Here is a 13,179-nt window from a genome sequence, read left to right as displayed (position 1 = left end):
CAGTGGTTGGAGGGCATGGTGTACGCGGGTTTCCAAAAGAGGGCATGCATGTTCAATATCCTGGAAAACGCGCGGCTGGCCGCCCTGGCGATCGCGATTGCGGTGGGTCTGATGGTCGATGCACACCCGGCGCATGCCGGGGCCGAGCAGAAACTGGTCGTCGCCGGCGGCTGTTTCTGGTGCGTCGAGGCCGATTTCGAGAAGGTGGCGGGCGTGCGCGAGGTGGTGTCGGGCTATACCGGCGGCACGCTGGACAACCCGACCTACAAGCAGGTTTCGCGTGGCGGCACCGGCCATTTCGAGGCGGTCGAGATCATGTTCGACCCGGACCGGGTCAGCCGCGAGAAGCTGCTGGAGATGTTCCTGCGCTCGATCGACCCGACCGACGCCGGCGGGCAGTTCTGCGACCGTGGATCGCCCTATCGCACCGCAATCTTTGTCGATGGCCCGAAAGAACGGGCATTGGTCGAGAAGGTGCTGGCCGAGGCCGAGGCGGCCCTGGGCCGCGACATCGTTACGCCGATTCTGCCGCAGGCGGAATTCTACGAGGCCGAAAAATACCACCAGGACTACTACAAGAGCCAGGAAGTGGTTCTGTTCACGCGCTTTGGTCCGACCACGCGGGCGAAATCGTACAAGAAGTATCGCAAGGGCTGCGGCCGCGATGCGCGGGTGCGCCAACTGTGGGGTGACGCCGCCCCCTTTGCCGGCAACGCCGGCGGCTGAGTCGGCGGGCGCTGGCGGACAGCACTGGCGACCCCGGCAGGAAGGGAAGCGAATAGGTTCGAAGGGTCATATACTCTTGATTATCAGGTACTTCACGTGCATGTGTGTCACACATTACTCCACACATTATGGTGCGCACCGTGAAGACCAAGAACCACCACATGATCAAACGCGGGGAGAGGTGGCACTTCAAGCTCCGCATCCCTACTGACGTGATGGACTTCTACGCGGGCCGGGCTTCCAAGTTCATTGAGCAGTCGCTGAAGACTGGCGATGCCATTGTAGCTAGGAAGCTCCGCGATGCCAAACTGAAGAAGTATCAAGACCTGTGGTCCGAGATGCGCCTTCGGCAGCATAGACAGCCAAGCCAAAACACAACAGCGCCCCCTGAGAATCTGAGTGATGACGCAATGCTGCTTGAGGAGCGAGAAGCAGCGCCGGAGGATATCCCTGAACACATTACCTTCCTATCGGACAAGATTGACGCCCTCGCATACCCGAAAGCGCCCTCAGGAGACGTGGACGAACTCGACGAAGCACGGGACGAGGTAATCAAGAGCGGTAAAGGGGCAGCGATATGGCGTGAGATACAGATACTGCGAGGGTCCCTTACGCCCCTTGAGCCGTACTGCTGGGAGTGGTTCGAGACGAAGAGGGGCAAGGCGCACAAGACGAAGACGGAGTATTGCCGCGCCATTTCCATCCTACTGGATCGATTCCCCTATAAGGAGGAGATCACCCAGCGCAAAGCACGGCGATTCCTGCACGACTTGTTGACCGATAACGCCAAAGCCACAGTGCAGAAATACACGACAGCCTACCGGGGCATCTGGCGGTATCACGGCTGGAGGAGTGATGAGCAGATGTGGACGGTGCGCGAGATGGACAGCGCCGTAGATACGACTGAGGTGCGGGCTGTGACCAATGATGAATACTTGCGGATCATGGACGCGATCAAGGACACCAAAATGCGACGACTATGGTTGGCTGTCAGGATTGCAGCTTACAGCGGCGCATCGCGAAGCGGTATCTGTGGACTTCGACTTGAAGGTGCCGAGACCGACAACCCGTCACTATATTTGCCGGAGACCAAGAGGGCTTGGCGCACAAGACGCATACCTTGTCACCCCGAGATACTTGAGGACGCGGCTGAGTGGGTAAGTTCGCCTCTCGCACCCACCACGCTTACGAACGAGTTTTCAGCGGTGAAGAAGAAACTGGGGTATCAGAGGGATTTAGTCTACCATAGCTTCAGGCACTCAGTCACGAACAAGCTGGAGAATGCACGAATCAGTTCCCGTGAGATCAAGCGACTGTTGGGCCACAGGATCGGAAATATCACCTTCGACACCTATAGCGCAGAGGGCTTGGGATATGACGTGCTGAGCGAGGTGGTGCAGAAGGTCACTTGGCCGGAGGTGGAATGGTGATCGGAACCAGAATGCGCTGACGAGCAGGGGTTGAATGATCCTTGCCGACGTTCTCTTCAGCCCGGACATAGCCGCCGTGCTTGTGGATCGCGGGCAGCACCACACGGGTCACCCAGTTCTGGAACGCCTTGGCTTCGGGCTTGTCTGAGCGCATGACCAGCTTGTACATGCCGCTCTCGCAGGTAATCACCTGAGACCGTACCCTTTTCTGTACCTGATACAGTTTGCGTTCATCAGCGCTAAGGTTCTTGGTCGCATGGCCGTGCGACGTCTGCTTGATGCCCAAGGCATGGAGTACGTCAGCCGACACGAACCAAGGCTGGCCGTCGATGTCGATGACGCGGATGTCGTGGCCGTTGAAGTTGAAGAGGGTCAGTGCGTTGGAGGACGTGTCTGGGTGCCACCATTGAAGAAAACCCGAGTGGACGCTGAGGCGACGGCCCCAGAGCAACGCCGCACGGGTCTCTTCGGCTGGTCCGTGGCTTCTGCTTCGGGTTCCCGTGGACGAGGTGAAGTCGCCTTGGCGGGGGCCTGAGGCGGGGCTTTTGCCGTTGCGAGGGTATGCAGCTACTGACTGTGCATTCTGCATAGGCTGGGATCAGCGATTTGGATCACTGTACCGAAGAGAACACCAGAAATGAACGATGAAACACAAGGGGTTACGCGCCCCAAGCGAATGCGTATGGCCTTGAACAAGCTCAAGACGGAACCTGAGACCTTCCAGTTCCGCGAGTTCGAGACAACGGAGGACCACGTGCGGGGGCTGGCCGATGCCATCGCCGCTGGGCAAACGCTCGACGCCATGACCGTGTGGAAGCGCGGAGAAGGCGATTTTGTCGTGGTAGATGGCCATCACAGACACGCGGCCTACGCTGCCAGCAGACACACCAAGGCTGTCCCGGTGATCGTTCACGAATGCTGCGAAGCCGACGCGATGCTCTTGGCTCTGAACGAGAACACGAAGACGAAACTGCCGATGACCAAGACGGAGCGTGACAACGCGGCGTGGCGTCTGGTCTGCTCGGATCATGGCCTGTCAAAGGCACAGACAGTCAAGGCCACTGGCGTGAGCGACGGTACCGTTGCGAAGATGCGCAGGGCGCGAAAAGCGCTGGAGCAGGAAGACGCAGTCCTTCCCGATACGTGGTGGTCGGCAATGCGGGAATGGAACGGGATTGAGCCAGAGGAGTGGGACGAGGACATGCAGGAGCAGGTGATCGAAGCGCGGGCAAAGGCGCTAGATGATGAGATTGGTGCATCCCTTGGAAGCATGGGCAGCCGCCAATGGGAAGCTGTTGCCCGTGTCCTTGAGCGTCGCTTATCGAAGCTGACCTTGGCCTACGTGCTGGACGAGTTGCGCCAAGGCTGCGAGGAGGAAGAGGATGATTTCCCCTTCTGACCTCAGGAATGTTTGGGGCGCAAACATCTGAGCGGCTTACCACTATACGGCAGGAAGCTTTCGCCCCCCTGTGGGTTACGCTGGGGGGTGAGGGGGTGACGATCAGGGGGCAGGGCCACCACAAGGTGCAGCCCTACTCCTTGTCCCGCTCAGCGGCGCTCTGGGCTTGCCTCAGCAGCTATCACACGGGGCGGGGTCAGGTAGACCCGGAGGCGCCCGAGGCAGAGGAGGTATTCCTTGCCGCTGGGGCCGTGCAGTACTGCGCATTCGACGCGTCGTAGCGTGATGGTGTCGCGCTGGGCGTAGAGGCGTCCAAGGAACGGAATGGTGATGTGAATGAGGTCTGTCATGATTGCGTGTCCTTCTAGGTGGTGAACCACGCAAGGCGCTGATATCCAATGCCAATCTGCATTAGTGACCTTGCCATACGCTGTGCCATACACCTGCCGGAATGACAAGCAACCAGTGCCCGCACCACGGAAGGCAGCTTGCGATGTGTCCGTAGGGCTATAGGCCTGCGTACATCTCCGGGGGAGTCCGGACGGGTGTCCACAAGGGTTGACTAGGGACTACGTACACTATAATCAGCGTACAGAACCCAAACGTACACGAGGACACCATGACCAAGACCATCTTCTACGCGCGTGTTTCCACCGCTGACCAAACCCTTGACCACCAGAAGGCGCAGGCAGAGGCGGCAGGCTTCGAGATTGACGAGGTGATCGCTGACCACGGGGTCTCAGGCGTCAGTACGACGCTGCAAGAACGTCCTGAAGGCAAGCGACTGTTCGACAAGCTGCGTCATGGGGACACGCTGGTAGTGCGCTGGGTGGATCGGCTGGGTCGGAACTATCAGGACGTCACGGACACGATCCGGCACTTCATGCGGCAAGGGGTCGTGGTGAAGACCGTGATCAATGGGCTGACCTTCGACGGGGCCACACAAGACCCCATGCAGGAGGCCGTGAGAGACGCACTGATCGCCTTCATGGCAGCAACGGCACAGGCGCAGGCGGAGGCCACGAAGGAAGCCCAGAAGGCTGGCATAGAAGCCGCACGGCAGGACAAGGTAAAGTACCGGGGCAAGAAGCCCAGTTATGACCGAAAGGCGCTGGGCGTGGTCGTGGACATGCTGGGCAACGGGGCAGGGACATCGGAGATCAGCAAGGCGACAGGGCTGACGCGGCAAACGGTGCTAAGGATCAAAAAAGACCCTGCAGCGGCTGAGAAGGTCTTGGGTAGGTGGGGGATGTGACTACCTGTGGAGCTTATGTTTCCTGTCGTAGCTACGGTTGAATTTGTGCTTGGTTGACGCTGGTGCGGGCGCGGACGGCCCAGAGCCGACCTTCATGCCGCCCGCAGCGGATGGCCGGAGCCAGCCCTTCTGCGTCATTCGTCGCTCAGGTCGTGATCCCGTCTCTATCAGGTTGATTTTCCGCACACAGTCAAAAATTGCAGCGACCAAGAAAAGACAATGCTCTATTGCCACATGCCTCCTGGTAAGCCGTCAAGTCTGTGGGTAGCCCCTCCAGATCGCCAGCCGTAGCCTCAACGCAAATCAAATGGTCGTAGAGGAATTTGACGGATCCTTCTGCTATGTCCATTCTTGGAATATTCATAGTACGTTCGTCATCAAGGTGCGCGAGGAACATGTTTCGATATTCGCGCATATCATCGATGTATTTTTTGAACTGATCATCTGTTTCATCGAGATGTTTGAGCATATCAACTTCAAAACCCTGGCAACTTACAACTTCACCCCAACAGTGCTTTCCTCTTCTATCGCCGAAGAGCTTGCACCATTCGAGCACTGCCATGTCGATGAAGTTTCCGTCAATCGTCGCAAGAAGTTCCCCATACTCACCAGGGACTAGTCTCTTATGCCACGCGCGGTAGTAGGCTAAATTCCTGGAGAAATGACAACAAAGTAATGCCACGCGACGAAGTCGTTCCCTTTTGGTTAAGCCTGTCATTGTCCGCCCCGTCGAAGGTTGTTCTACGTATATGATGGCTGGGATCGTATCCCTTCTTCTAGCTCAATGCTAGGGATTCGCCCGTAGGGTTGAGCCTCAGACGACGCCACTCAAAACGCCACACATTTTCACCGCATTGGGTGGATTTCTAGTGTGTAAGCTCTTGATTTTGAGGTAATAACTATGACTGGCGACCCCGGCAGGATTCGAACCTGCAACCTGCCCCTTAGGAGGGGGCTGCTCTATCCGGTTGAGCCACGGGGCCGCGCGGGCACCCGTTTAGCGGCTGCGCGCGGCTTGAACAAGGCCGGCGCTTCACGCTAGCATCGCGGCGACCGCATTTTCAGGACAATTCGCCGTGACAACACATGACCACCGCCCGCTGACCCTGCGCGATGTGTCCGAAGCCGCGGGCGTGTCGGAGATGACCGTCAGCCGTGTCCTGCGCGGCAAGGGCGACGTGTCGCCCGACACCCGCGCGCGGGTGCTGACGGCGGCCAAGGCGCTTGGCTACGTGCCCAACAAGATCGCCGGTGCGCTGGCCAGCCAGCACGTGAACCTGGTGGCGGTGATCATCCCGTCGATGTCGAACATGGTGTTTCCCGAGGTGATGACCGGCATCAGCAAGGTGCTGGAGGATACCGACCTGCAGCCCGTTGTGGGGATTACCGACTACCTTCCCGAGAAAGAGGAAAAGGTGCTCTACGAGATGCTGTCGTGGCGGCCTTCGGGGGTTATCATCGCCGGGCTGGAACATTCCGACGCCAGCCGCGCCATGCTGCGCGCCGCCGGTATCCCGGTGGTCGAGATCATGGATACCGATGGTCACCCCGTGGATGCGATGGTGGGGATATCTCACCGCCGCGCGGGGCGCGAGATGGGGCAGGCCATCCTTGCTGCAGGGTATCGCAAGATCGGCTTCCTGGGCACCAAGATGCCGCTGGACCACCGTGCGCGCAAGCGGTTCGAGGGCTTCACGCAGGCGATGGCCAAGGGCGGGGTCGAGATCGAGGATCAGGAATTCTATTCCGGCGGCTCGGCGCTGGCCAAGGGGCGCGAGATGACCCGCGCCATCCTCGACCGCAGCCCGGACCTGGATTTTCTTTACTATTCCAATGATTTGATCGGGGCCGGCGGGCTGCTCTACCTGCTCGAAGCGGGATACGACATCCCCGGGCAGATCGGGCTGGCCGGTTTCAACGGGGTCGAGCTGTTGCAGGGATTGCCGCGCAAGCTGGCCACGATGGACGCCTGCCGCGCCGAGATCGGACGCCGCGCCGCCGAGATCGTCGCGGCGTACAGCCGCGGCGAAGAACCCGCCGAGCGCGCCGTCGAACTGACCCCGACGATCAGCTATGGCGACACCCTGCGCCGCTGAGCCCTGGACTCAGGCGCTGCACATGCCCTTGATGCGCGCGGCCAGATCCGGGTCGGCCGCCAGCGTGTCGGCGGCAATGGTGCGCGCCTCGTCCAGCAGCGTATCAGGCGCGCAAACCCGGTCGATCAGCCCGAAGGACAGCGCCGCCTCAGTGTCGATCTTCTGTCCGCCCATCAGCAGCAGCTTGGTCCGCGCCGGCCCGATCAGCGCCGCCATGCGCCCGGGATCGGACGGTTGCGGCAGGTAGCCCAGTTTCATCACCGGGTAAAAGAACTTCGCCACCGGCACCGCCAGCCGCAAATCGCAGGCCAGCGCCATGCCCATGGCGCCGCCGGCCAGCGTGCCGTTGAGCGCCGCGATGGTCAGGCCCGGCAGCGCCGCGATCGCCGATGACAGCTCTTCCCACAGCGGGCTGGTGGCCAGCCCGGCGCGCGCCGCGTCCAGGTCGGCCCCGGCGCTGAACACCCGGCCCCGCCCGGTGAGAATCAGCGCGCGGGCATCGGTGGCCGCGTGGGCGATACGCAGCAGTTCCTCCAGCATCTCGGGCGTCAGCGAATTGGCCTTGTCGGGCCGGTCGAGCGTGACCGTCCACAGCCCGTCATCGCCACGATCGAGCGCGATCATTCCAGCCCCACGCGCTTGCGGATGCCGGCATCGCGCAGCGACACCTCGCGCCCGATCCAGTCGTCGGCGTCGGGGGAGCACATCCACAGCAGGGTGCGCGCGGGCCATTCGGGCGGAACGTGGTCGGACCAGTCCAACTGCGCCACCGGGCCGATGCCGCTTTGCTTGATGGTGCGTTGCATGTCGGTGGCCACGGTGCCGGGCGACAGGCCCATGATGCGCAGCCCGCCGCTGCGCGCCTCGCGGTCGGCGCAGGCGGTCAGCATCGCCGCGCCCGCCTTCGAGGCACAATAGGCGCTCCAGCCTTCCAGCGGGTTGTGCGCGGCGCCTGAACTGACGGTGATGATGGTGCCGCCGCCACGCTCCTGCATCACGGGAATCGCGGCCCGCATGCCATGGAACACGCCGGTCAGGTTGATCTGGATGGCGCGCGCCCATGCCTCGGGGTCGGCTTCGGCCAGTGCGCCGATCGGCTCGATCACCCCGGCATTGCCGATCACGATGTCGAGCCCGCCGAATTGCGCCACCGTCGCCGCAACGGCGGCCTCGACATCGGCGTAGCGGCTGACATCGCATTGCAGCGCCAGTGCCTGGGCGCCGATTTCCTCGGCCAGCGCGGCGGTTGCCTCGGTGCTGCGCGCGGCCAGCGCGACATTGGCGCCGGCGTCGGCAAAGACGCGCGCGGCGGCGGCGCCGATGCCGCGGCTGGCGCCGGTGATCAGAACGGTTTTTCCTGTCAGGTCGGTCATCGGTCTTCCCCTTCGTTTGCGCCCCCGTGGTAGACCGCCGTGCGGGGCCGGTCCAGCACCATGATCGCTTGACGCGACGCCGACATGCAGTGAAGCTGTGCAGGTGAATTTTATAAAGGGCGAGGTACGATGACCCGAATTTGGATGACCCAGGCAACCGTGGCAGCCGCTTTGACATGTGCGGCGCCAGCCCTGGCCGACGTGACGGCCAGCGAGGTCTGGCAGAATTACAAGGCAAGCACCGCGGATATGGGTGTGACCATGACCGCGACCGAAAAGAACACGCCGCAGGGGCTGGACGTGCGCGACATCGTCATGCGCGTCGAGTTGTCCGAGGACGAGGGCCGCGTGCGCATCGAGGTGCCGGAACTGTCGTTCACCGAAAGCGGCGATGGCACGGTCGAACTCACCCTGCCCGAGGTAATGCCGATCGTCGTGACGGTACACCCCGCCGAGGACGACGAAGTTGATACCGTCGAGTTCACCGTCGAACATGCCCACAGTGGGTTTGTCACGGTGGTGTCGGGCAGCCCGGAGGCGATGAAATACGCCTACTCGGCGGCTGAATCGGAAATCCGGGTGACACAGGTCCTGGTCGATGGCGAGCCGATGAATATCGACCAGGCGAGGATCAGCATGGAAGCCCTGGCCGGGGTCAGCGAGGTCGTGCAGGGCGCGGTACGCCGTTACGATCAGACCATGACAATGGCAGCCATGAGCTACGATATCGACGTCAGCGCGCCCGAGGACGCGACGGGCCAAGCACAGCTTGCCGGTTCGCTTACCGATCTGAGTTACGACAGCGAATGGCGCATCCCCGAGGGGGCGGAGTACCGCGATGACATGGCGGCGGCGCTGAATGCGGGGCTCTCCATGGGCGGCACGCTGTCCTACGCGACCGGTGAAAGCACCTTTTCCGTCAAGTCCCCCGGCGAAAGCAGCGAGGGCAGTTCGCGCTCCGCCGGCGGCGGGTTGGATTTCTCCCTCTCGAAAGACGGTCTCGTCTATGGGCTGGAAGCGCGCGATGTCGCGGTTGAGATCGCCAGCACCGAGGCCCCGTTCCCGATTGCCGTCAGCTTCGAAGAACTGGGCTTCGACCTGGCCATGCCCGTCAGCGCCAGCGATGCGCCGCAGGATATAGGCCTGAGTCTGGTGTTGGCCGGGCTTGCGGTGCCCGAACAGCTCTGGGCCATGGTCGACCCCGGCGGCCGCCTGCCGCGCGATCCCGCGACGCTGCGTCTTGATCTCGCAGCCAGCGGCGTGCTCACGGAGGACGTGATGGACGCGCAGGAGATGGAATCGCTCGACGCCCCGCCGGGCGAATTGCGTGACGCGCGCGTGAACACGCTGGAATTGTCGGTGGCCGGTGTCGAACTGACCGGCGACGGGGCCTTCACCTTCGACAATACCGACCTCGACACTTTCGAAGGTATGCCGCGCCCCGAGGGCAAGCTGTCGCTCAGGCTGTCGGGGGCGCATGGGCTTCTCGACAAGCTCACCGAGATGGGGGTGGTCCCCGAGGACCAGGTGACCGGCATGCGCATGATGCTCGGGCTTTTTGCCAAGCCTGCCGGGGACGACGTGCTGACTTCCGAGATCGAAGTGACGCCCGATGGCAAGGTGCTGGCCAACGGGGAGCGGCTGAAATAGGGGCGGCGCATCGCAACGGATCAGCCCTTCCGGAAAAGTGGGCGTGCGCCCTGCTGAGCCGGGCTGGCCTATCGCCGTTCGGATGACGGATCACCGCTCAGGTGGTGCGATCTGTTGCGAACCCTGGTTTCGGGTGACTATTGCCCGGGGCCATCCGACGGCGCGAGCCGCGCCAGCAGGTCCGCATGCAGTGCCAACGACCCGGCCAGCACGCCGGGCATCTTCGGCCATGGCCGGTTGAAAAGCAGCGGCGCGCCGGTGCGGTCGCTGACCGCCGCGCCTGCCTCGGCCAGGATCAGCGCCCCGGCCGCGATGTCCCATTCCCAGCTATCGCGCAGCGTCAGCATCGCGTCGAAGCGCCCCTCGGCCACCAGCGACAGCCGGTAGGCCAGCGACGGGCGGTGGTGGCGCGCCAGAGACGGCACCTGCCCGTCGCGCCAGTTCGCCGGCTCCAGCGCCGGCCGCGCCGCCAGAAGCGTGGCCCCGGTCAGCCCGGCCCGCGCCGAATGCCTGATCGTTCGGCCATTGAGCGTGGCGCCACCGCCGGCCCGCGCGGTGTACATCTTTTCCTTCGCCGGCAGGTAGACAACCGCCGCCGTTACCCGGCCGCCTCGCACCACCGCGATCGAATGCGCCCAGGTGCCCGACCCCTCGATGTAGCTGCGCGTGCCGTCGATCGGATCGACCACGAAAACCGCCCCGCGCGCCAGCCGCTCGGTGCTGTCGGGGCTTTCCTCGGACAGCCAGCCATAGCCGGGCCGGGCGGTGCGCAACCGGTCTTCCAGCACCGCGTTCACCGCCATGTCGGCGACAGTCACCGGCCCCGCGCCGTCGGGTTTCTCGACGATCTCCAGGTCGCCGCCTACGTGACGCCGGGCCACCTCGGCCGCGTCCCGCGCCGCGCCGATCAGCAGCGCCAGATCGGCCTTGTTGTCATTCTCCGGCAATCGTCATTCCCTCGACCAGCAGCGACGGCACCACCCGTGACAGCCACGGCCGCGCATCGTTGGCGGGGGTCAGCCGCATCAGCATATCGCGCAGGTTTCCGGCGATGGTGCATTCGTTTACCGGGTAGGCGATTTCGCCGTTTTCCACCCAGAACCCGCTGGCCCCGCGCGAATAATCGCCGGTATTGGGGTTGATCGTGGCGCCGATCATCGCCGTCACCAGCAGCCCGCTGCCCATGTCGCGCATCAGTGCGGCGCGGCCTTGGGTGCCCTGGGTCAGGGTAACGTTCCAGTTCGACGGCGACGGCGGCGCCGAGGTGCCGCGCGCCGCGTTGCCCGTCGATGGCAGGCCCAGCTTGCGACCGGTGGCCAGGTCCAGCGTCCAGCCGGTCAGCACCCCGTCATCGACGATGGCGCGGCGCCGCGTCGCCAGCCCCTCGGCATCGAAGGGGCGCGAGCCGGCCACCCGCGGGCGGTGCGGCTCCTCGATCAGTGACAAGTCCGGCGGCAACACCGCCTGCCCGCGCGCATCGCGCAGCCACGAGGCCCCGCGCGCGATCGCGGTGCCGTTCACCGCCGCCAGCAGGTGGCCGATCAGGCTGGCGGCCACGCGTTCGTCGAACAGCACCGGGAACGCGCCGGTACGGGGCCGGCGCGACGACAGCCGCGCCACCGCGCGTTCGCCCGCGCGGCGGCCGATCTCTTCGGGCGGGCGCAGATCGGCCTGGAATATGCGCATGTCGCCGTCGTGGTCGCGTTCCATGCCGGTGCCGCTGCCGGCGATGGCGACGCAACTCAGCGCCCGGTCGCTGCGCGAATAACCGCCCGAAAACCCGTTGCTGGCTGCCAAATGCAGTTGCCTGCGGCCATAGCCGGCGCTGGCCGATTGCACCTGGGCGACGCCGGCTATCGCCAGCGCCGCTGCCTCGGCGCGGCGCGCGTCTTCTTCCAGCGCGGCGGGGCCCGGCTCGGACGCGGGGTCGCACAGCTCCAGCGCCGCGATGTCCCAACCGCGCGCCAGTTGATCCGGCGCGGCCAGCCCTGCGGTGGCATCCTCGGGCGCTTCGCGGGCCATGGCCACGGCGCGCTCGGCCATTGCGGCGATGGTCTCGGGGCGGGTATCGGAGGTCGCGACGCAGGCCTGACGGCGGCCAAGCAGCACCCGCAGCCCCAGGTCGGTGCCTTCGGACCTTTCCGCCTGCTCCAGCACGCCACCACGCACATCGACGCCCAGCGACGTGTCGGTCACCGCCATCGCATCGGCGGCCTCGGCCCCGGCTTGTTGCGCGGCCTGCAAGAGCTTGTGCGCCAGGGTCTCGGCAGTCTCGGTCATCGGCGGGTCACCTCGTGCGTGTCGGATGCATTCGCAGGTAGCCCGCATCGCGCCCCCTTGCAAGTCGGGCCGGTCGCGTGCCGCGACGACGCGCTGGCCATCGCCCGGCGCCACCGCCATAAAGGGGCGCAATCGAAATCAGGGAGACCCATAATGTACGAAGTCATCGGCAACGCCAAGAGCCGCGCATTCCGCGTGATCTGGATGCTTGAGGAATTGCAGCAGCCCTACACCCACACCGACGTGGCCCCGCATTCCGAGGCGGCGCGCGCCTCGAACCCTTCGGGCAAGATACCGGCGCTGCGCGTGGGCGATGCGGTGTTGACCGATTCCACCGCCATCCTGACCTACCTTGCCGACAAGCACGGCCAGCTGACCCACCCGGCCGGCACCATCGACCGCGCGCGGCAGGACGGGTTCATGCACACGGCGCTTGACGAGCTGGACGCGGTGCTGTGGACCGCCGCGCGCCACAGCTTCATCCTGCCAGCGGATCGGCGCGTGCCGCAGGTCAATGACAGCCTGAAATGGGAATTCGCCCGCAACGCCGCGCGGCTGGCCGAGCGGATCGAGGGCCCCTACCTGATGGGCGAGACGATGACCATCGCCGACATCGTCACGGCGCATTGCCTCAACTGGGCCTATGCCGCCAAGTTCCCCATCGAAGACGAGCGTCTGCTGTCCTATGCGAAAGGATTGCGCGCGCGCGAGGCGTTTCGCCGCGCGGCGGCGCGCTTGGGTTAGAGCATGTCGCTCGAAAGCGGGAACCGGTTTCGAGCTTCCAGTCACCTGAATCCATAATGCGCATCGTTGATTGCGACAGTCCCCGGATCGCTTGCGATCCGGTTCGCGCCCGACCCCGCCCCCCCCAGGGCGGGCGCGAAACTGTCCGACATTTCAACATGTTGCCACGCTTGCGCTGTGCCATTATCATGCGCGACACCGCACCGCGCCCACCCTCGGGGTCGGG

14 protein-coding genes and 1 tRNA gene are annotated in these 13,179 nt (G+C 64.0%); 7 read left to right on the top strand and 8 right to left on the bottom strand.

The window, feature by feature from the left end:
* Positions 1–48 precede the first annotated feature (48 nt).
* Both msrA and Q0L89_RS13230 read left to right on the top strand, forming a co-directional pair.
* Entirely contained in the window at positions 49–726 is a 678-nt protein-coding gene (msrA, locus tag Q0L89_RS13235) for a peptide-methionine (S)-S-oxide reductase MsrA (protein ID WP_296765956.1), read from the top strand.
* Positions 727–866: 140 nt separating this feature from the next.
* Complete coding sequence (locus Q0L89_RS13230; protein WP_296765955.1) at positions 867–2,156, top strand: DUF6538 domain-containing protein; 1,290 nt, start codon at positions 867–869, stop codon at positions 2,154–2,156.
* Here the strand turns inward: Q0L89_RS13230 and Q0L89_RS13225 are convergent.
* Positions 2,131–2,607 carry a BRO family protein gene (locus tag Q0L89_RS13225; RefSeq protein WP_296765954.1) on the bottom strand — a complete coding sequence of 159 codons (477 nt, stop codon included), beginning with the start codon at positions 2,605–2,607 and terminating at the stop codon, positions 2,131–2,133. The two genes, Q0L89_RS13230 and Q0L89_RS13225, sit on opposite strands and share 26 nt — an antisense overlap.
* 186 nt (positions 2,608–2,793) lie before the next feature.
* Between Q0L89_RS13225 and Q0L89_RS13220 the strand changes: the two genes are divergently transcribed.
* Positions 2,794–3,555, top strand: a complete 762-nt coding sequence (locus Q0L89_RS13220; protein WP_296765952.1) for a ParB N-terminal domain-containing protein — start codon at positions 2,794–2,796, stop codon at positions 3,553–3,555.
* 149 nt (positions 3,556–3,704) lie between these two features.
* Here Q0L89_RS13220 and Q0L89_RS13215 read toward each other — a convergent pair whose 3' ends face one another.
* A complete protein-coding gene (locus Q0L89_RS13215) occupies positions 3,705–3,905 on the bottom strand; it encodes a hypothetical protein (protein ID WP_296765950.1) in 201 nt (66 codons plus the stop codon).
* A gap of 269 nt (positions 3,906–4,174) precedes the next feature.
* On the opposite strand from Q0L89_RS13215, the gene Q0L89_RS13210 reads away from it, so the two are divergent.
* On the top strand, positions 4,175–4,810 hold the full coding sequence (locus Q0L89_RS13210; protein ID WP_296765949.1) for a recombinase family protein: 636 nt from the start codon (positions 4,175–4,177) through the stop codon (positions 4,808–4,810).
* 190 nt (positions 4,811–5,000) lie between these two features.
* Here Q0L89_RS13210 and Q0L89_RS13205 read toward each other — a convergent pair whose 3' ends face one another.
* Positions 5,001–5,372: a hypothetical protein gene (locus Q0L89_RS13205; protein WP_296765947.1), complete on the bottom strand. Its 372-nt coding sequence runs from the start codon at positions 5,370–5,372 to the stop codon at positions 5,001–5,003.
* A gap of 344 nt (positions 5,373–5,716) precedes the next feature.
* A tRNA-Arg gene (locus Q0L89_RS13200) sits at positions 5,717–5,793 on the bottom strand.
* Positions 5,794–5,886: 93 nt separating this feature from the next.
* Here Q0L89_RS13200 and Q0L89_RS13195 point away from each other — a divergent pair.
* The gene (locus Q0L89_RS13195) at positions 5,887–6,906 is read left to right on the top strand and encodes a LacI family DNA-binding transcriptional regulator (RefSeq protein WP_296765945.1); all 1,020 of its coding nucleotides are present in this window, start codon (positions 5,887–5,889) and stop codon (positions 6,904–6,906) included.
* A 9-nt stretch (positions 6,907–6,915) separates the two neighbouring features.
* On the opposite strand, the gene Q0L89_RS13190 is transcribed toward Q0L89_RS13195, so the two are convergent.
* Positions 6,916–7,530: an enoyl-CoA hydratase/isomerase family protein gene (locus Q0L89_RS13190; RefSeq protein ID WP_296765943.1), complete on the bottom strand. Its 615-nt coding sequence runs from the start codon at positions 7,528–7,530 to the stop codon at positions 6,916–6,918.
* Complete coding sequence (locus Q0L89_RS13185; protein WP_296765941.1) at positions 7,527–8,279, bottom strand: SDR family oxidoreductase; 753 nt, start codon at positions 8,277–8,279, stop codon at positions 7,527–7,529. The genes Q0L89_RS13190 and Q0L89_RS13185 overlap by 4 nt, the downstream gene beginning before the upstream one ends.
* 144 nt (positions 8,280–8,423) lie before the next feature.
* Here Q0L89_RS13185 and Q0L89_RS13180 point away from each other — a divergent pair, with 144 nt between their 5' ends.
* Positions 8,424–9,929: a DUF2125 domain-containing protein gene (locus Q0L89_RS13180; RefSeq protein WP_296765939.1), complete on the top strand. Its 1,506-nt coding sequence runs from the start codon at positions 8,424–8,426 to the stop codon at positions 9,927–9,929.
* Between the two features lie 137 nt (positions 9,930–10,066).
* Here the strand turns inward: Q0L89_RS13180 and Q0L89_RS13175 are convergent, their stop codons facing one another.
* Positions 10,067–10,876, bottom strand: coding sequence for a 3'(2'),5'-bisphosphate nucleotidase CysQ (locus Q0L89_RS13175; RefSeq protein ID WP_296765937.1), 810 nt, complete (start codon positions 10,874–10,876; stop codon positions 10,067–10,069).
* Positions 10,863–12,209, bottom strand: a complete 1,347-nt coding sequence (locus tag Q0L89_RS13170; RefSeq protein WP_296765936.1) for a TldD/PmbA family protein — start codon at positions 12,207–12,209, stop codon at positions 10,863–10,865. The genes Q0L89_RS13175 and Q0L89_RS13170 overlap by 14 nt, the downstream gene beginning before the upstream one ends.
* A gap of 153 nt (positions 12,210–12,362) precedes the next feature.
* Between Q0L89_RS13170 and Q0L89_RS13165 the strand changes: the two genes are divergently transcribed.
* The gene (locus Q0L89_RS13165; RefSeq protein WP_296765934.1) at positions 12,363–12,953 is read left to right on the top strand and encodes a glutathione S-transferase family protein; all 591 of its coding nucleotides are present in this window, start codon (positions 12,363–12,365) and stop codon (positions 12,951–12,953) included.
* Positions 12,954–13,179: the final 226 nt, after the last annotated feature.

Source organism: Sediminimonas sp. (genome assembly GCF_024637375.1).
Taxonomy (GTDB): domain Bacteria; phylum Pseudomonadota; class Alphaproteobacteria; order Rhodobacterales; family Rhodobacteraceae; genus Sediminimonas.
Note: the sequence above shows the minus strand (reverse complement) of the source record. Positions and strands in the feature narration are given on the sequence as shown.